Origin of the sequence: Streptomyces sp. NBC_00005, assembly GCF_045160215.1 — a bacterium.
GTDB lineage: Bacteria > Actinomycetota > Actinomycetes > Streptomycetales > Streptomycetaceae > Streptomyces.
Genome location: NZ_CP108316.1, coordinates 8,692,023 through 8,710,824 on the forward strand (window position 1 = coordinate 8,692,023; position 18,802 = coordinate 8,710,824).

The following is an 18,802-nucleotide window of genomic DNA, read 5'->3' on the forward strand; positions in this document are numbered from 1 at the left end:
GAGGGTCTGATCCGGATAATGATCGTCCTGTTGTCAGTGGGGCCCGGTACGCTCGAAAGCACGATGACAGAGGACCTCTCACCGGCCGAGCGGTACGCGGCAGCCCGCCTGCGGGCAGCCGAGCAGGCCACCGCGCTCGCGGGCTTCCGCGAGATGTACGACTTCGGCCTCGACCCCTTCCAGATCGAGGCCTGCCAGGCACTCGAAGCCGGCAAGGGCGTGCTGGTCGCGGCGCCCACCGGCTCAGGCAAGACGATCGTGGGTGAGTTCGCCGTCCACCTCGCCCTGCAGCAGGGCAAGAAGTGCTTCTACACGACACCCATCAAGGCGCTGTCGAACCAGAAGTACGCCGACCTGTGCCGCCGTTACGGCGCGGACAAGGTCGGTCTGCTCACCGGCGACAACAGCGTCAACTCCGATGCCCCGGTGGTCGTGATGACCACCGAGGTGCTGCGGAACATGCTGTATGCGGGCTCGCAGACCCTCCTCGGCCTCGGGTACGTGGTCATGGACGAGGTGCACTACCTCTCCGACCGCTTCCGCGGCGCCGTCTGGGAAGAGGTGATCATCCACCTGCCCGAGTCGGTCACGCTCGTCTCGCTCTCGGCGACCGTCTCCAACGCCGAGGAGTTCGGCGACTGGCTCGACACCGTCCGCGGCCACACCGAGGTGATCGTCTCCGAGCACCGCCCCGTGCCGCTGTTCCAGCACGTGCTCGCCGGGCGGCGGATGTACGACCTGTTCGAGGAGGGCGAGGGCAACAAGAAAGCCGTCAACCCCGACCTCACGCGCCTGGCGCGGATGGAGTCCCAGCGTCCGTCGTACCAGGACCGCAGACGTGGCCGGGCGATGCGCGAGGCCGACCGGGAGCGGGAGCGCAGACAGCGGTCGCGGGTCTGGACCCCGGGACGCCCGGAGGTCATCGAACGGCTCGACGCCGAAGGCCTGCTGCCGGCCATCACGTTCATCTTCAGCCGCGCCGCCTGCGAGGCCGCCGTACAGCAGTGCCTGTACGCCGGGCTGCGGCTCAACGACGACGAGGCGCGGGGGAAGGTGCGCGCCCTCGTCGAGGAGCGCACCGCCTCCATCCCGACGGAAGACCTGCACGTCCTCGGCTACTACGAGTGGCTGGAGGGCCTGGAGCGCGGTATCGCGGCCCACCATGCGGGCATGCTGCCGACGTTCAAGGAGGTCGTCGAGGAGCTCTTCGTCCGCGGCCTGGTGAAGGCGGTCTTCGCGACCGAGACACTCGCCCTGGGCATCAACATGCCCGCCCGTTCGGTGGTGTTGGAGAAGCTCGTCAAGTGGAACGGCGAGCAGCACGCCGACATCACCCCCGGCGAGTACACGCAGTTGACCGGCCGTGCGGGCCGGCGCGGCATCGATGTCGAGGGGCACGCGGTCGTGCTCTGGCAGCGCGGCATAAGCCCCGACCACCTCGCGGGCCTGGCCGGCACGCGCACCTACCCGCTGCGCTCCAGCTTCAAGCCGTCGTACAACATGGCGGTCAACCTGGTGGAGCAGTTCGGCCGGCACCGTTCGCGTGAGCTGCTCGAGACGTCCTTCGCGCAGTTCCAGGCCGACAAGTCGGTCGTCGGGATCTCCCGGCAGGTGCAGCGCAACGAGGAGGGCATCGAGGGTTACAAGGCCTCCATGACCTGCCACCTGGGCGATTTCGAGGAGTACGCGCGACTGCGGCGTGAACTCAAGGACCGCGAGACCGAGTTGGCCAAGCAGGGGGCGTCCGAGCGACGGGCCGAGGCGGCCGTCGCGCTGGAGAAGCTCAAGCCGGGGGACGTCATCCACGTACCCACGGGGAAGTACGCGGGTCTGGCGCTGGTGCTGGATCCCGGGCTGCCCGCGGGCCGGTCCAACGGCCACCGCGGCTTCGAGCACCACGACGGGCCGCGCCCGCTGGTCCTGACCGCCGAGCGGCAGGTCAAGCGGCTGGCGTCGATGGACTTCCCGGTGCCGGTCGAGGCGCTGGAGCGGATGCGCATCCCGAAGTCCTTCAACCCGCGTTCGCCGCAGTCCCGTCGGGACCTCGCCTCGGCGCTGCGCACCAAGGCCGGGCACATCCCGCCGGAGCGGGCCCGCAAGAAGCGGTCCCAGGCGGCCGACGACCGCGAGATCGCGCGGCTGCGGACCGCTATCCGCGCGCACCCCTGCCACGGGTGCAACGACAGGGAGGATCACGCCCGTTGGGCGGAGCGGTACCACCGGCTGCTGCGGGACACCTCGCAGCTGGAGCGTCGTATCGAGGGCCGGACGAACACGATCGCGCGGACGTTTGACCGGATCGTGGCGCTGCTGACCGAGCTGGACTATCTGCGCGGCGACGAGGTCACCGAGCACGGGAAGCGGCTCGCGCGGCTGTACGGCGAGCTCGATCTGCTGGCGAGTGAGTGCCTGCGGGCGGAGGTCTGGGAGGGGCTTGCTCCTGCCGAACTGGCTGCCTGCGTCTCGGCGTTGGTGTACGAGGCACGGGTGAGCGACGACGCCATGGCGCCGAAGCTGCCGTCCGGCAAGGCCAAGGCGGCCCTCGGGGAGATGGTGCGGATCTGGGGGCGGCTGGATGCCCTCGAGGAGGACTTCCGGATCACGCAGACCGAGGGTGTGGGGCAGCGTGAGCCGGATCTCGGGTTCGCCTGGGCCGCGTACATGTGGGCCAGCGGGAAGGGGCTCGACGAGGTGTTGCGGGAGGCGGAGATGCCTGCCGGGGACTTCGTGCGGTGGTGCAAGCAGGTGATCGATGTGTTGGGGCAGATCTCGGCGGCTTCTGCTGCGGAGGGTTCCACTGTGGCCAAGGCTGCGCGTAAGGCTGTTGATCTGTTGCTGCGGGGGGTTGTGGCCTACTCGTCGGTGGGGTGAGGGTTCGTTGGCGGGCGCGGGTTGACTGTGGCTGGCCGCGGCCACGCGGCGGAGCCGCATTTCGATACAGCCCCGCGCCCGTAAGCGAACTATCCTCGTCGGCGATTCAGATAGGACCGCCAGCTGCCGTGTGACGTGATGTCCTCGGCGGTCGTCAGGGCCGCCGGCTCGCACAGGAAGCCCGGGACGCGGCTTCTGTCAGCCAGTTCTACGCTGCCCAGCGTCATCGGGCGGGGGAGTGCCGTCAGCAGGCGGCCCAGGCCCTCCGCCGGGAGGCGCCACACCTCCGCCTCGATCTTGGCTCCGCCTTCGCCCACATGCACCAGGCCCGGCTTGGGCGGCTCCGTCGCCAGTGCGTGCAGGCGGTAGACGGGGGCCGTTGTGGTCGTACGGTCCAAGCGGGCGCCCAGAGCCAGGAGTTGGGGGTTGAGGGGCTGGCCCGTGAGGTGCGCGCCCACCACCGCCAACCGCGCTTCCGGCTGGAGCAGTGCGGCGATCCTGGCCAGGCGTTCGTCTGTGAACGCCGGGCCGATCAGCATCACGCCGAAGGGCAGGCCGCTCGCCTCGCCTGCCGGGACGGCGACCGCGGCCAGGTCGAAGAGGTTGGTGGAGTTGGTGAAGCGGCCCAGGCGGGCGTTGGCGCCCAGGGGGTCGGCGGCCACCTCCGCGAGGGTCGGGTGGCCCGGGGTCGTGGGCAGCAACAGGGCGTCCGCGTCGGCCAGTTCGGCCAGGGCGCGGGTGCGCAGGGCCGCCAGGCGGTCGGTGTCGGCGTAGAGCCGGTGGGCCGGGATGTCGCGGGCGCGGGTGATGATGCCGGCGACGGTGGGGTCCAGGCCTTCGGCACCGTCTGCGATCGCCTTGTCGACAAAGGTGCCCACCGCTGTGTAGCGCTCGGCGACGAACGCGCCCTCGTAGAGCATGGCGGCGGCTTCGGTGAACGGGGTCAGGTCGAGGGTGCGGATATCGGCGCCCGCCGACCTGAGCTGCTGCACGGCCGCCTCGTACGCCTCCGCCCAGCCCTCGTCCAGTTCGCCGAGCTGGTCGCGCGGCGGGACCGCGATGCGCCATGGGCCGGGAGCGCGCTGGGGGAGCGGGGGCAGGTCGCGGTCCGGCGGGGCCGTCATGAAGGACAGCGCCTGCTCGGCCTCCGGGAGGGTGCGGGCGAACACCGTCACGCAGTCGAGGGAGGCGCAGGCCGGGACCACTCCCGCCGTCGGGACCAGGCCGCGGGTCGGCTTGAGGCCGACGATGCCGTTGAACGCGGCCGGGACCCGGCCCGAGCCCGCGGTGTCGGTGCCCAGGGCGAGGTCGACGATGCCCAGGGCCACGGCGACGGCCGAGCCGGAGCTGGAGCCGCCGCTGATGCGCGAAGGGTCGTGTGCGTTGCGCACGGCTCCGTGCGGCGAGCGCGTGCCCACCAGGCCCGTGGCGAACTGGTCCAGGTTCGTGGTGCCGAGGGCGATGGCGCCGGCGGCACGGAGGCGGGCCACCACCGGTGCGTCGACTTCGGGGTCGTAGGCATACGAGGGACAGCCCGCCGTCGTGGGCAGACCGGCCACGTCGATGTTGCCCTTCGCCGCGAACAGGCGCCCGGCGAGCGGGAGTTGCTCACCCGCTGCGACGCGGGCGTCGATCGACCGGGCCTCCGCCTCGACCTCCGCCTGCGGGCGCAGGTCGATCCAGATCTCGGGGCGGTCCACGGCCTCGACGCGGGCGTAGGCGGCGCGGACACGGGAGAGGGTGGTGGACATTTCTCGTTCCTCTTTCAGTTCGCTGCGGGGGCCAGGACGACCAGTGCCGTCCCTGCCTCCACCTGGTCGCCCGGCCTGGCCAGGATCTCGGCCACCACGCCGTCGACGGGCGCGTGCACCCTGGACTCCATCTTCATCGCCTCCAGGGCGAGGAGCGGTTGTCCGGCTGTCACCTCGTCGCCCGGCTCGATGTTCAACTGCCAGACGGACGCGGCGAATTCGGCCTCGATCAGACGACCGCCCGTCGGGACCGTCACCTCGGCCGGGGGAGCCGCAGGTGCGACCGCCGCCTCGGCCCGGGCGAATTCGCCCGCCGCCTCCCAGGCGTCCCGTTCCGCGGCGAAGGCCGTCTGCTGCCGGGTCCTGAACTCCGCGATGGGCCTGGCGTTCTCGTCGAGGAAGGACTGGTACGCGGCCAGGGAGAAGGTGCCCTCCTCGATGCGCGGCACGAAGCGGCCGGACGTGATGTCGGCGCGCAGGTCGAGGAGTTCGTCCGCGTCCACCGGGTACCACTTGATGCGGTCGAAGAAGCGGAGCAGCCAGGGCGAGCCCGGCTCGAAGGCGCCGCGCTGCTGCCAGCCCGACCAGACCTGGGTCGTGCGGCCCACGAACTGGTAGCCGCCGGGGCCCTCCATGCCGTAGATGCACAGGTACGCCCCGCCGATGCCGACCGAGTTCTCGGCCGTCCAGGTGCGCGCCGGGTTGTACTTCGTGGTTACCAGGCGGTGCCGCGGGTCCAGCGGGGTGGCCACGGGGGCGCCCAAGTACACGTCGCCCAGGCCGAGTACGAGGTACTCCGCGTCGAAGACCGTGTCGTACACGTCGTTCACCGAGTCCAGGCCGTTGACCCGGCGGATGAACTCGATGTTCCACGGGCACCAGGGTGCGTCGTCGCGGACGCCCGCCATGTAGCGGGCGATGGCCTCGCGGGTCGCCGGGTCGTCCCAGGAGAGGGGGAGATGGACGGTGCGCGAGGGAACGACGAGCTGGTCCGTGGGCGGGAGCGTCGCCGTGATCTCCCGTACCGCGGTGAGGAGTTCGTGTTGCGGCAGGCGGGTGGGGTCCGTCTGGATCTGCAGGGAGCGGATGCCCGGGGTGAGGTCGGTGATGCCCTCGGGGCCTTGTGCTGCCACCGCCTCCATCAGTGCGTGGACACGCATGCGGAGCGCCAGGTCGAGCTGCATGGGCCCGAATTCGACCAGCAGGTTGTCGTCGCCGCTGCGGCGGTAGGTGATGTCGCCGTCCCGGGCCAGCACGCCGCCGTCCACGATGTCCGCGCGGGGCGTGCCCTCGACGGTCACCGGCGCGAAGCGCACCGTGTCGCCCGGGCGCAGCTGGCCCAGTTTCCACCGCTCGCCGCTCAGGACCGTCGCGGGGCAGACGAACCCGCCGAGCGAGGGCCCGTCCGGGCCGAGCAGCACCGGCATGTCCCCGGTGTAGTCGACGGCGCCGACGGAGTAGGGGGTGTCGTGGATGTTGGACGGGTGCAGGCCCGCCTCGCCGCCGTCGGTGCGCGCCCAGCGCGGCTTGGGTCCGACCAGCCGCACGCCGGTGCGGGCCGAGTTGAAGTGGACCTTCCAGTCGGCGGCGTAGAAGTCCCGGATGTCGTCCTCGGTGAAGAACTCCGGTGCCGCATGGGGCCCTTCGACGGCACCGACATGCCAGGTCGAATGGAAGGACGGGCGGTCCGGCACCGGAACAGGGCCGCCCGACGAGGCGACCGTCCCGCCGTGCAGTACGTCGCCTGTACGCAGCGCCCGGCCGCCGTGCCCGCCGAACCGGCCCAGCGTGAACGTGCTCGCGCTGCCCAGGAAGGCCGGCACGTCGAGGCCGCCGGCGAGCAGCACATAGGTGCGCAGGCCGTGCTGTGTCGGTGCGCCGACCTCCAGTACGGCACCCGCGGGCACCGTCACCGGCTCCCACTGGGCGACCGGCGCGCCGTCGAGGGTGACCTCGGCCGGAGCGCCCGTGACGCACACGGTGGTGGGGTGGGTGAACCTCAACGCCGGTCCCTGAAGGGTGCATTCGAGCCCCGGTGCGCCCTCGTCGTTGCCGAGCGCCCGGTTGCCGAGCCGGAAGGACCGGTCGTCCATCGGGCCGCACGGAGGCACACCGACCTGCCAGTAGCCGGTACGGCCGGGCCAGTCCTGCACGGTGGTCAGGGTGCCGCCGGAGACGACCTCGATGCGCGGGGTCGGGTCGCTCACGCGGGACAGCGTCGCCGTGGAGTGTGCGGCCCCGGCGAAGTCCCGGTCCGCGAGCGCCGCGCGCACCAGGCCCAGGTTGGTCTCGATGCCGTCGACGCGGGTGCGGGCCAGCGCCTCGTCCAGTCGGCGCAGGGCGTGGGCGCGGTCGGGGCCGTACGCGATGACCTTGGCGAGCATCGGGTCGTACGACGTGGTCACCTCGGTGCCGGTCTCCACCCAGCCGTCGACCCGGATGCCCGGCGGGAACTCGACCCGCGTCAACAGGCCCGCGCTGGGCCGGTGTTCGCGCGAGGGGTCCTCGGCATAGATGCGGGCCTCGACGGCGTGGCCGCGGGGTGCGCCCGGTTCGCGTACGACGTCCCTATCGCCGCGCGCCAGGCGCAGCATCCAGGCGACGAGGTCGACGCCGTAGATCTCCTCGGTGACCGGATGCTCCACCTGGAGGCGGGTGTTGACCTCGAGGAAGTAGGCCTCCTCGCGGGCGGCGTCGTAGACGAACTCGACGGTTCCGGCGGAGCGGTAGCCGACGGACGCGCACAAGTCGCGGGCGGAGGCGGTGAGTTGGTCGCGGACGCGGGTGGGCAGGCCCGGTGCCGGTGCCTCCTCCAGCACCTTCTGGTTGCGGCGCTGGAGGGAGCAGTCGCGGTCGCCGAAGGTGACGACCCGGCCCGTGCCGTCGCCGAAGACCTGCACCTCGACATGGCGGGCGTGCTCGACGAGCCGTTCCAGGAAGACGCCGGCCAAGGAGAAGGAGGCGGCGGCGACGCGCTGCACGCGCTCCCAGGCGTCGGCCAGTTCGTCGGCGGAGTGACATGCCGACATACCGATACCGCCGCCACCGCCGGTCGCCTTGAGCATGACGGGATAGCCGATGACCGCGGCCTGAGCGAGCGCCTCGTCCAGAGATCCCAGCAGCCCGGTCCCCGGCGCCAGCGGCACCCCCGCCGCCTCGGCCGCCGCCCGCGCCGTGTGCTTGGCGCCGAACAGCTCCAGCTGCTCGGGCGTCGGGCCGACGAACACGATCCCGGCGTCCTCGCAGCGGCGCGCGAAGGCCGCGTCCTCGGACAGGAAGCCGTAGCCGGGGTGGATCGCGCCCGCGCCGGTGTCCTTGGCCGCCTTCAGCACCAGGTCGGCGTCGAGATACGACTCCTTCGCGGGCGCCGGGCCCAGCCGCACCGCCTCGTCGGCGAGCCGGACATGGGGTGCGGAGCGGTCCGGGTCGGAGTACACGGCGACCGTGCGCAGGCCGAGTTCGCGGGCGGTGCGGATGATCCGGACCGCGATCTCGCCCCGGTTGGCGACCAGCAGCGTGTCGAAGGTCATGCGCCGCTTCCTTCGACGGCGCCGGCCCCGGTGATCGTCATCTCCACCGCCGTCGGCTCGAAGCCGTTGCAGGGGTTGTTGATCTGGGGGCAGTTGGAGACCAGGACGAGGACGTCGCGCTCGGCGCGCAGGGTCAGTTTCAGACCGGGCGACGAGAGGCCGTCGACGATGCCGAGGGTGCCGTCCTTCTCGACCGGCACGTTCATGTACCAGTTGATGTTGGAGACGAGGTCGCGCTTGCCCAGGCCGTAACGTGCGCCCTCCGCGAGGAAGTTGTCCACGCACGCGTGCTGGGACCAGGTGTGGTGGCCGTACCGGAGGGTGTTCGACTCCTTGGAACAGGCGCCGCCCACCGTGTCGTGGCGGCCCACCTCGTCGTCGACGACCGTCATCAGCGGGGTGTGCTCGTTGCTCATGAGCACGCTGCCCGTGGTCAGGAAGATGTTGCCCTGCGCGTGGATCGTGTCGGGGGCGCTGTAGCGGACCGACGTGTCGTGGGCGTCGTAGACGAGGAAGTCGACGGCCTGGTTGCCGTGCAGGTCGGTGATGGTGAGCGTCTCGCCCTCGCGGACGACGGACGACCAGGCGGCACGTGCGGGAACCACGGCGGTGTGCGTGGCCGACGGCGTGCTTGTGCTCGTGCTCATGCGAGCCCCCTCGCGGCAAGGAATTCGGCGGTGTTCAGGAAGGCGCGACGGCCCTCGGGCGTGGCCTCCCACAGCGGGTCGCCCGGTGCGGTCGGCGCGGCGCGCCAGGCGAGGACCTCCAGCGGGGTGCTGACGTAGTCGGGGCGCGGGTCGGCCGGGTGCGGCACGTTGGCGATCAGTACGGTCAGGTCCTGCTCGGCGCGGAGCGTGACGCTGCCGCCGGGGCCGGTGGAGCCGGTGAAGTCCAGGGCGCCGTCCTCGCGCACCTCGACGCCCTGGAAGAAGGACAGCGACGGCGGCAGGTCGCGCGGCTCGAGGCCGTTCTTCGCGGCCGCCAGCGTGAACAGCTCGCGGCCCGCGGGGGAGCCGGACTGCGGGGTGCCGTCGCCGTACCGCTCGGTGTTGCGTACGAGCGTGGAGGTGCCGCACAGCGTGTCGTGCCGCCCGGAGGTGTCGGCGACGACCGAGGCCAGGACCCGGCCCTGGTCGGACAGCAGGAGCCGGTCCTCGCCGAGGTACGCGTTCCACTGGACCTTCACCGTGTCGGCGACGTTCAGCCGCTCCCACGGCCGGTCCGCCACGTACAGCAGCAGGTGGGCGCAGGCGTCGCCGCGCAGGTCGGTCAGGCGCAGCTCCGTGCCGCGGGCCAGCACCCGGTGGGTGTAGTTGCCGCCCGCCACCGACTCGGCCCAGACCAGGTGGCCCGCCTCGCAGGGCGGGTTCGGCCAGTCGGCGGACGGGACGACGGGCATGGCCTCGGCGCGTGTGCCGTCCTGGGCCCGTGCGTGGTCGCGGGCTCCGTATGTGGTCGCTGTCGCCATCGCGGGACCTCCGGCTCCTGGGTTATTTCTGTCGCTCGACAGAAATTAGGAGGCGGGCGGGTCGCGGGCGTTGCCCGCGTGTTGCCGGTCGGTTACCGAGCCCTCACGGAGATCGCCCGGAGGTCACTCGGAGATCGCTGTGCACGGCCGTGTGCGAGGATCGAACGCATGGGAACAACGGGTGGACCGGCGGGCCGCCGGGTCGGCAGGCCGCGGGCCGCGCAGCGGCCCGACAGCGGTCTGCAGCCGCGCGACGAACTGCTCACGGCCGCCGCCGAGTTGTTCACCACCCGCGGCTACGCGGCCACCACCACCCGCGCGGTCGCCGAGCGCGCGGGTATGCGCCAGGCCTCGATGTACCACTACGTCTCCGGCAAGGAGGAGCTCCTCGCCGAGCTCCTGGAGTCCACGGTCACGCCCTCGCTGACGTACGCCCGAGGGCTCCTCGCCGACGACGCGACCCCGCCCGAGGGCCGGCTGTGGGACCTGTGCCGGACGGACGTGGAGCTGCTGTGCGGCGGCCCGCACAACCTCGGCGGCCTCTATCTGCTGCCCGAGGTGCGCGCCGAACGGTTCGCCGGCTTCCATGCCGTGCGCGCCGAACTCAAGGACGCCTACCGGCAGTTGCTCGCTGCCACGGCCGCCGGCGGTGCGCTCGCCAAGAGCGAGCTGGATCTCCGTACGGACCTGTTGTTCGGTCTGATCGAGGGCGTGATCCTGGTGCACCGCTCCGACCCCGAGCGCCCGGTGTCGGTGTTCGCGGAGGCCACGGCGGACGCGGCCCTGCGGATCGCGGGCGTCTGAACAAGCCCTGCCGGAGCCGGACTTCACCCGGGTCCGGACCCGTCTCTTCACTCGTCACGGTGAGTGGTTTTCGTATGCCTGTACGCCGTCACGGGCCGTGTTCGAACGAAGCCTGAGCGTGCAAATGGGGCCGAGGGTACTCCTTGGTCCGGGCCCATTTCAGGTGCTTGCTGAATATGACACGGCGATGATCCGGTCGGACTAAGCTCGCCCGCAGCGCACCGAGTTGAGGTGTATTCGTGCGCTTGTTCCCAAAAATACCGAAGAATCCAGTGCAATCCCATGCGTACCCCACTTGCAAGCTCCCCAGACACCCAGCCGATCTTTTTCAGAGGGCCTACATGGTGAGTGTTCAATCCCCTCCCCAGCGCCGTGAACTTCCTTACGCGCGCGTGCTGTTGCTGCCCGCCATAGTGATGGCCGCCGCGACCGGAGCGGCTGTTGCCGTGGTGACCGTGCCGGCCCGGGCGGCCGTCGTCTGGTGCGGCGCCGTCGCCACGCTCCTCGTGATCGCGACGGCGGCCGAAGCGGTACGACGCGGCCGCACCCTGCGGACCCTGCGCGAGGAGACCGCCCGTCACAGTGCGTATCTGGAACGACGCATCGCCGGACACGACCAGGAGATGCAGCGACTCGCGTACGAGATCACGCCGACCGCCATCCACTACCTGCGCGGCGGAAATTCCCCCCGAGAGGTGATTCGCCAACTCGGCGACATCGACCCGTCCTACCGCGAACTGTCCGAAGCACAGGTGGCGTTGCTCCAACGGGTGCTCGACATCATCGACACCGAGGAAGTCCTGCGGGACTCCTCGCAGCGCTCCTTCGTCAGCATCGCCCGGCGCGTCCAGGCGATCGTGCACCAACAGGCCAAGGAACTCCGGGAGATGGAGGAGGACCACGGCCGCAACCCCGAGGTCTTCGACGACCTGTTGCGCATCGACCACGGCACCGCGCTGATCGGCCGGCTCGCCGACTCCATCTCCGTGCTCGGCGGCGGCCGCCCCGGACGCCAGTGGCCGCAGCCCGTACCGCTCTACAGCGTGCTGCGCGGTGGCATGTCCCGGATCCTGGAGTACCGGCGCATCTCGCTGGACAACATCGCCAAGGTCAACATCCGCGGCATCTCCGTCGAGCCGGTCATCCACGCCTGCGCCGAACTCCTCGACAACGCCACGCGCTACTCGCCGCCGCAGACCAAGGTGCACGTCACCGCGACCGAGGTGCAGACCGGCATCGCCATCGAGATCGAGGACGCCGGCGTCAGCCTCAGTGAGGAGGCGCGCGCCAAGGCCGAGTCCATGCTGGAGCGCGCCAAGGCCGGCGTCGACCTCCAGGACCTCGGTGAGTCCCCGCGCCTCGGCCTCGCCGTCGTGGGCCGCCTGTGCAAGGCGTACGACATGCAGATCTCGCTGCGCTCCTCGGCGTACGGCGGTGTCCGTGCCGTACTCGTCGTGCCGCGCATCATGATGACCAACGACCCCGCGCCCGGCCTCGCCCACGGCGTCGGAGCCACCGCGGCGCCCAAGCTCGACATCGGCGTCGAAGGTCCCCAGCGCGCCCCGAAGCGACGCCGTCCCACCAGCCCGCGTATCCCCGCCGGGGTCTCCATGGAGGACGAGATCCCCGAGGTCACCGAGTGGACCGCGGGTGGTCTGCCGCAGCGCCGCAGCCGGGTCAAGATCCCGCTCAGCCAGCGGCTCGCCGAACAGGCCGCCGCCGAACGGGCCGAGCGGGAGGCGCGTGCGACCCGGCCCGCCTGGGCGGCGCCGGTGCCCGAACCGGAGCCGGAGCCGGAGACGAAGGAGCCCGAACCCGGGCTGTGGGTCGAGGCGTTCTGGGAGGGACTCAAGGGCGATCCGGAGCCGACCGCATTCACCCAGCCGACCACCGAGCCGGCCCGCATCGAGGCCGACGACGAGAGGGACCACAAGTGATCCAGCAGCGAGCCAACTTCGACTGGATGCTCAAGGATCTCGCCGACGGAGTACCGGGCATCGAGATGATCGTCGTGCTCTCCGCCGACGGCCTGCGCATCGCTCGCTACGGGGGCGATCCGGACGCCGCCGACCGCGTCGCAGCGGCCTGTGCGGGACTGCAGAGCCTGGCGGGTGCCGTCGCCCACGAGATCCCGGGCAGCGACGGCCGGATGAAGCTGGTCATCATCGAGATCAACGGCGGCTACTTCTATCTGATGGCCGCCGGAGCCAACGCCTATCTCGCGGTGCTCTCCGACGTGGTCGCCGAACCCGGCCTGATGAGCAACCGCATGCGCGATCTCGTCGTCCGCATCGGTGCCCATCTCACCAGCCCGCCGCGGCGCAACGGGCAGACCGTATGACTCCTCCGCAACGCCGGCGGCGACACCCCAGTCAGGAAACCGCGGAACCTCACCCCCCACCTGCCAAACCCGCCCAACAGGGCGACGGGAAGGCCCCGGAGCGGCTCTACGTGGTCGCCGGGCCCGACGGGGAACGCGCCGACATCGACCTGGTCACGTTAATCGTGGCGCGCGCCGACCCTCCGCCCTCCGCCACCCCGGAGCAGTCGGCGATGCTCCGGCTCTGCACGGCCCCCCTCTCGGTGGCCGAGCTCTCGGCCTATCTGAGCCTGCCGTTCAGTGTGGTGACCGTGGTGCTCACCGACATGCTGACGGCAGAACTGGTGCAGGCGCGCGCCCCGATCGTCCGTCAGGCGCTCCCCGACCGTTCCCTTCTCGAAGCGGTGATGCATGGACTTCAAAGGCTCTGACACCATCCCCGGACCACGCACAGAGGATCATCTGCCGCACTCGGCCCAGGCCGCGGTGAAGATCGTGATCGTGGGCGGCTTCGGAGTCGGCAAGACGACGATGGTCGGCTCGGTCAGCGAGATCAGGCCGCTGACCACCGAGGAGACCATGACGCAGGCCGGCGTCGGGGTCGACGACAACTACGGCTCCGAGTCCAAGACGGCCACCACCGTGGCCATGGACTTCGGCCGCATCAGCATCACCGAGCAGCTGGTGCTCTACCTCTTCGGCACCCCCGGCCAGGAGCGCTTCTGGTTTCTGTGGAACGGGCTGTTCGAGGGCGCGCTGGGCGCGGTCGTGCTGATCGACACCCGCCGGCTCGAAGTGAGCTTCGACGTCATAGGACGACTGGAGGAGCGCGGTGTGCCCTTCGTGGTCGCCGTCAACTCCTTCCCGGACGGGCCGCGTTACCCCATCGCCGACCTCCGCACCGCGCTCGACCTGGCCGAGGAGATCCCGATCATCGAGTGCGACGCGCGCCGCCGGGCCTCCAGCCGGGACGTCCTGATGACCCTGATGCGCTTCCTGCACTCGCTCGCCATGACGGGCGCGCTCACCTGACCCCCTGAACCCGTCCCCTTCCCCAGACACCGGATCCACTTCGGAGCGACCAACGTGACGCCTGAACCCCACTCCCTGACCGGTACGGACCCCACGTTCGGCCCGCCGCCCGGCTGCCCCGCCCACGGCCGTGGCGCCGGGGGACTGCACCGGCTCTACGGCCCCGAGGCGGAGGACCTGGACGCCCTGTACGAGCGCCTGCGCGACGAGCACGGCCCGGTGGCGCCCGTTCTGCTCCACGACGACGTGCCGATGTGGGTGGTGCTCGGCCACACCGAGAACCTGCACATGGTGCGCTCGCCCTCGCAGTTCTGCCGGGACAGCCGCATCTGGACCCCGCTCGCGGAGGGCATGGTCAAGCCCGACCACCCGCTGATGCCGCACATCGCCTGGCAGCCGATCTGCTCCCACGCCGAGGGCGACGAACACCTGCGCCTGCGGGCGGCGGTCACCGGCGCCATGTCGACCATCGACTTCCGCGGCCTGCGCCGCCACATCAACCGCCACACCCAGCGCCTGGTCAACCGCTTCTGCGAGGAGGGCTCGGCCGACCTCGTCGGTCAGTTCACCGAGCACCTGCCGATGGGCGTGATGTGCGAGATCCTCGGCATGGGCGACGAATACAGCGACCGGCTCGTGCAGGCGGCCCGCGACGCGCTCAAGGGCACCGAGACCGCGATCGCCAGCCACACCTACGTCATGGACGCGCTGAGCCGGCTCACCGCCCGCCGCCGCGCCCAGCCGGACGAGGACTTCACCAGTCACCTCATCACCCACCCGGCGGGACTGACCGACGACGAGGTCAGGGAGCACCTGCGTGTCGTGCTCTTCGCCGCCTACGAGGCCACGGTCAACCTCCTGTCCAACGTGCTGCGCGTGATCCTCACCGACCCGCGCTTCCGGGCCCAGCTCAGCGGCGGCCAGATGACCGTGCCCGAAGCGGTCGAGCAGTCCCTGTGGGACGAACCGCCGTTCAGTTCCGTCTTTGCCTACTTCGCCAAGCAGGACACGGAGTTGGGCGGCCAGCACATCCGCAAGGGCGACGGACTGCTCCTCGGTATCGCGCCGGGCAACGTCGACCCGCGGGTACGCCCCGACCTCGCCGCCAACATGCAGGGCAACCGCTCCCACCTCGCCTTCGGCGGCGGCCCGCACGAGTGCCCCGGCCAGGACATCGGCCGTGCCATCGCCGACACCGGTGTCGACGCACTGCTCATGCGGCTGCCCGACGTCCAACTCGACTGCGACGAGGACGAGTTGGAGTGGCGGCAGTCGATCTCCTCACGGCATCTGGTGCAGCTGCCGGTGACCTTCGAGCCGAAGGCGCAGCAGGACGTGAAGGCCAAGCCCGGCCACGCCCCCGTCCCGCCGCAGCGCAGCACCGACTGGCAGATCGGCACCCCGCAGCCCGGGCCCGCCGTGGCCCCTGCCCCCCAGCCGGTCGCACCGCCCCAGCCGCCGGCCCCGGCACCCCAGGAACCGGCCCGCCCGATGGGCGCCTGGCGGCGCTTGTTGCGCTGGTGGCGCGGTTACTGACCGGCCCAGTCGGCGTGGGAGGACCAGGCTTCGAGTGCTCCGGCACTCCGGAACCGGTGCTCCACTCCCGTGACCGGATCGGTGAACTCCAGTGCCCGCGCGAGCAGTTGGAGCGGTCGCCGGAAGTCGCCGGCCGGCACGGGGCCGGTCACCACGGGATACAGCGGATCGCCGAGGATGGGTACGCCGAGCGCGTTCATGTGGACGCGCAGCTGATGCGTCTGCCCGGTGCTCGGCACCAGCCGGTATCGACCCAGGCGGCTCGCTGTGTCCAGGTGGTTCGCTCTGGACTCGATCAACTCGACCCGACTCACGGCGTTCGGCTCGCCCGCCACCTCGTAGGCGGCCAGCACGCCACGCTCCTTCACGATCCGGCTGCGCACCGTCCGGGGAAGGGCGAGCCCGGGATCGTACGGGGCCACCGCCTCGTACTCCTTGAAGACCAGCTTGTCGCGGAACAGCGACTGGTAGGCGCCGCGCTCCTCGGGCCGCACGGTGAACAGCACCAGCCCGGCGGTGAGCCGGTCCAGCCGGTGCGCCGAGCCGAGCGACGGGATGTCCAGCTCCCGGCGCAGCCGCGCGAGCGCCGTCTCGGTGACGTGGCTGCCACGCGGGGTGGTGGCCAGGAAGTGCGGTTTGTCGACGACGACGATGTGCTCGTCGCGATACACGATCCCCAGCGGGAACGGCACCGGCACCTCGGCGGGCAGCTCGCGATGGAACCACACGAACATCCCCGGCTGGTACGGCGCGTCGGCGGCCACCGACCGCCCGTCCGCCCCGACGACCTGCCCCGCGGCGAACATCCCGTCGACGATGCCGGTGCCCGCCGTGAGCCGCTCCACCAGATGCTCGCGCACGGTGGCCCACGACCCCTCGACGGGCAGCCGCACCCGCACCGCGTCCACCCCCTCGCGCTGCGGCAGGGGGGAGGGCGGGATGCGGGGCTTGCGTCTCATCGGGATCAAGCCTAAGCGCTCACCCCGCGACCGCTCGGATCACGCGGGAACCGCCTCGGGAGCCTCTGCGACGGCCGTACGGGACTTGTACACGCGGTAGGCGGCGCCGCCGACGAGCGTCACGCCCAGGAACAACACCGTGAACCACTGGAAGTACCAGTGCCCGCCCGTCGGGTCGTACACCGCCGCCCTCGGCCAGGCCAGGTTGACCGTCATGAGCAGGCCGTAGAGGAGGGCGAGGGCGTTGACCGGGATGCCCCAGCGGCCGAGGGAGAAGAGTTTCGCGCCCGTCTCGTCGGTCCCCTCGCTGCTGAACTCGCCGCGCAGCCGTCGTACCAGCAGGGGGCCGGTGACCATCGCGTACGCCAGGTACAGCATCACGATGCAGGTGGTGCCGATGGCCAGGAAGGCGTCCGGGGAGGCGAAGTTGAGCAGCAGGAGGGCCGCCGCCAGGACGCCGACCACCAGGGCGGGGGCGTTCGGCATGCCTGTGCGCGGGTTCACGCGTGCGAGGCGGTGGGAGAAGGGGAGTTGGCCGTCGCGGGCCATGGAGAACAGCATCCGGCAGGCCGCCGTCTGGATGGCGAGGGTCGCCACCGCGATCGCCACCACCACGTCGGCGAGCAGCGCCCTGCCGACTCCGTCGCCCAGGCTGCTGGTCAGGACGTAGCTGAGGCCGTCGACCCCCAGATGGCCGTCGGTCAGGCTGGGCGCGGCGAGCAGGCCGCCGAGGATGACCAGGCCGCCGAGCAGGCCCGCGGCGCCCAGTGCGGTGAGGATCGTACGGGGCGCGGTGCGGCGCGGGTTGTGGGTCTCCTCGCTCATCTCGCCGGCGCTGTCGAAGCCGATCATCACGTACGCCGCCGTGAACGAGCCGATGAGCAGTGCCCCCAACAGGCCTGAGCTCGCGGCGCCTTCGGTGTGGAAGGTGATGCCGGGGGAGCGCTTCGAGTGGGTGAGCAGGAGTACGACGATCAGGACCGCGCCGATGATCTCGGCCGTGACGCCGACGCGGTTGATCACGGACATCACGCGGTTGTCCACGATGTTCACGAGCGTGGTGAGGACCAGCAGGATCACACCGAGGACGGCCGCGTTCGCCGCGCCGTCGGGCGAGGTGGGGGCGGGGTCGGTGCCCACCAGCTGGAAGCCGGACCAGATCGCCGGCAGCACCATCTGCAGCGCCAGCGCGGCCGCCGCGACCACCACGATCTGCCCGATCACCATGATCCAGCCGGCGAACCAGCCGAAGGTGAGGTTCGAAAGGCGCGAGGACCACTGGTAGATGGCGCCCGAGATCGGATAGCGCGCCGCCAGCTCCGCGAAGCACGCGGCCACCAGCAACTGCCCGACCAGCACCGCCGGCCAGGCCCAGAAGAAGACGGGGCCGCCGAACGCGTACCCGAAGGCGAAGAACTGGAAGACCGTCGTCAGGACGGAGATGAAGGAGAACCCGGCCGCGAAGGAGGCGTACCGGCCCAGGCTGCGGTGCAGCTCCTGGCGGTAGCCGAACTCGGCGAGGGAGCGGTCGTCGGGGGAGTGGGGCGGGTCGGGGCGTATGTCGGACGGGGCGGTTGTCGTCACGGCGGCACCTGCCTTCGGCGCGAGGAGCGGGGAGTGGTGCGGAGGATGCTGCGGAGTTCCTGTCAGGCGACAGAAATTAGGGACGGGCTGTTTCGTACGCGTCACGCCGTCGTGTCCGGTGCGGGCCCAAGTCCTCACGCCCTTGCGTCGCGTCCTCGATCGCGATACATCGTGTGTATTGACGCCCGCACGCACTCGCGATATGTTCGGCTACGGATATTCGGGAGCGAGGTACTGGTCATGGCGATGAAGCGCCGCAAGCTCAGCAATCCCTTGGCGCTTGCCGTGCTGGTGACCCTCTGGGAGAAGCCGATGCATCCGTACGAGATAGCCCAGACGCTGCGCCGCCAGGGCAAGGACACCAGCACGAAGATCAACTACGGCTCGCTCTACACGGTCGTACAGAGCCTCGAGAAGCACGGCTTGGTCGAGGTCACCGACGTGGAGCGGCAGGGCAACCGGCCCGAGCGCACGGTGTACGGGCTCACCGAGGCCGGCCGCGAGGAGATGACCGAGTGGTTGTCGGACCTCGTCGCGGTCCCGGCCAAGGAGTACCCGATCTTCGAGACCGCCCTCTCCCTGGTGGGCGCGCTGCCTCCGGACGAGGCGGTGCGGCTGCTGGAGGAGCGGCTCAACTCCCTCGAGGTGCAGGCGGCGAGCGCGCGTGGAGCGCTGGCGAAGCTCTACGAGACGCTGCCGCGGCTCTTCCTGGTCGAGACCGAGTACCAACTGCACATGGTCGAGGCGCAGGCGGAGTGGGTCCGCGGCTTCCTCGAGGAGATCAGGAAGGGCTCGCTGCCCGGCGTCGAGGGGTGGCGGCACTTCCACGAGACAGGGGAGCTGCCACCCGAGTTCAGATGAGAAAAAAGACCCCGGCGGGGCTGTTGGAGCAGCCCTGCCAGGGTCTCGAACCCCGAGCTGAATCCGCCGTGAGGCAGCTCCAGGCG

General features: G+C 70.9%; 14 protein-coding genes. 8 read left to right on the forward strand and 6 right to left on the reverse strand.

Annotated elements, in window-relative coordinates; genetic code table 11:
* Nucleotides 1–18 precede the first annotated feature (18 nt).
* Entirely contained in the window at nucleotides 19–2,871 is a 2,853-nt protein-coding gene (locus OG303_RS39680) for a DEAD/DEAH box helicase (protein ID WP_405874737.1), read from the forward strand.
* Between the two features lie 89 nt (nucleotides 2,872–2,960).
* On the opposite strand, the gene atzF is transcribed toward OG303_RS39680, so the two are convergent.
* From atzF to OG303_RS39700, 4 genes are read right to left on the reverse strand one after another with little or no spacing between them, the layout of a single operon-like run.
* Nucleotides 2,961–4,622 (reverse strand): allophanate hydrolase, encoded by a 1,662-nt coding sequence (gene atzF / locus OG303_RS39685; protein WP_405874739.1) that lies wholly within the window; start codon nucleotides 4,620–4,622, stop codon nucleotides 2,961–2,963.
* Between the two features lie 14 nt (nucleotides 4,623–4,636).
* Nucleotides 4,637–8,152 (reverse strand): 5-oxoprolinase/urea amidolyase family protein, encoded by a 3,516-nt coding sequence (locus OG303_RS39690; protein WP_405874741.1) that lies wholly within the window; start codon nucleotides 8,150–8,152, stop codon nucleotides 4,637–4,639.
* Entirely contained in the window at nucleotides 8,149–8,799 is a 651-nt protein-coding gene (locus OG303_RS39695; RefSeq protein ID WP_405874743.1) for an urea amidolyase associated protein UAAP2, read from the reverse strand. Before OG303_RS39695 ends, OG303_RS39690 begins: the two co-directional genes overlap by 4 nt.
* Nucleotides 8,796–9,620, reverse strand: coding sequence for an urea amidolyase associated protein UAAP1 (locus OG303_RS39700; RefSeq protein WP_405874745.1), 825 nt, complete (start codon nucleotides 9,618–9,620; stop codon nucleotides 8,796–8,798). Before OG303_RS39700 ends, OG303_RS39695 begins: the two co-directional genes overlap by 4 nt.
* Nucleotides 9,621–9,788: 168 nt before the next feature.
* On the opposite strand from OG303_RS39700, the gene OG303_RS39705 reads away from it, so the two are divergent.
* From OG303_RS39705 to OG303_RS39730, 6 genes are all read left to right on the forward strand, one after another.
* Nucleotides 9,789–10,424 (forward strand): TetR/AcrR family transcriptional regulator, encoded by a 636-nt coding sequence (locus OG303_RS39705; RefSeq protein ID WP_405874746.1) that lies wholly within the window; start codon nucleotides 9,789–9,791, stop codon nucleotides 10,422–10,424.
* 341 nt (nucleotides 10,425–10,765) lie between these two features.
* On the forward strand, nucleotides 10,766–12,361 hold the full coding sequence (locus OG303_RS39710) for a sensor histidine kinase (protein ID WP_405874747.1): 1,596 nt from the start codon (nucleotides 10,766–10,768) through the stop codon (nucleotides 12,359–12,361).
* Nucleotides 12,358–12,765, forward strand: coding sequence for a roadblock/LC7 domain-containing protein (locus OG303_RS39715; protein ID WP_016434374.1), 408 nt, complete (start codon nucleotides 12,358–12,360; stop codon nucleotides 12,763–12,765). The genes OG303_RS39710 and OG303_RS39715 overlap by 4 nt, the downstream gene beginning before the upstream one ends.
* Nucleotides 12,762–13,175, forward strand: coding sequence for a DUF742 domain-containing protein (locus OG303_RS39720; protein WP_405874748.1), 414 nt, complete (start codon nucleotides 12,762–12,764; stop codon nucleotides 13,173–13,175). Before OG303_RS39715 ends, OG303_RS39720 begins: the two co-directional genes overlap by 4 nt.
* On the forward strand, nucleotides 13,156–13,776 hold the full coding sequence (locus OG303_RS39725; protein ID WP_405874750.1) for a GTP-binding protein: 621 nt from the start codon (nucleotides 13,156–13,158) through the stop codon (nucleotides 13,774–13,776). Before OG303_RS39720 ends, OG303_RS39725 begins: the two co-directional genes overlap by 20 nt.
* A gap of 54 nt (nucleotides 13,777–13,830) precedes the next feature.
* Nucleotides 13,831–15,312 (forward strand): cytochrome P450, encoded by a 1,482-nt coding sequence (locus tag OG303_RS39730; RefSeq protein WP_405874751.1) that lies wholly within the window; start codon nucleotides 13,831–13,833, stop codon nucleotides 15,310–15,312.
* Here OG303_RS39730 and OG303_RS39735 read toward each other — a convergent pair.
* On the reverse strand, nucleotides 15,306–16,271 hold the full coding sequence (locus OG303_RS39735; RefSeq protein ID WP_405874752.1) for an RluA family pseudouridine synthase: 966 nt from the start codon (nucleotides 16,269–16,271) through the stop codon (nucleotides 15,306–15,308). The two genes, OG303_RS39730 and OG303_RS39735, sit on opposite strands and share 7 nt — an antisense overlap.
* A 39-nt stretch (nucleotides 16,272–16,310) precedes the next feature.
* Nucleotides 16,311–17,855, reverse strand: coding sequence for an amino acid permease (locus tag OG303_RS39740; RefSeq protein ID WP_405874753.1), 1,545 nt, complete (start codon nucleotides 17,853–17,855; stop codon nucleotides 16,311–16,313).
* 240 nt (nucleotides 17,856–18,095) lie between these two features.
* Here OG303_RS39740 and OG303_RS39745 point away from each other — a divergent pair, with 240 nt between their 5' ends.
* The gene (locus OG303_RS39745) at nucleotides 18,096–18,716 is read left to right on the forward strand and encodes a PadR family transcriptional regulator (RefSeq protein ID WP_405874754.1); all 621 of its coding nucleotides are present in this window, start codon (nucleotides 18,096–18,098) and stop codon (nucleotides 18,714–18,716) included.
* The last annotated feature ends 86 nt before the right edge of the window (nucleotides 18,717–18,802 follow it).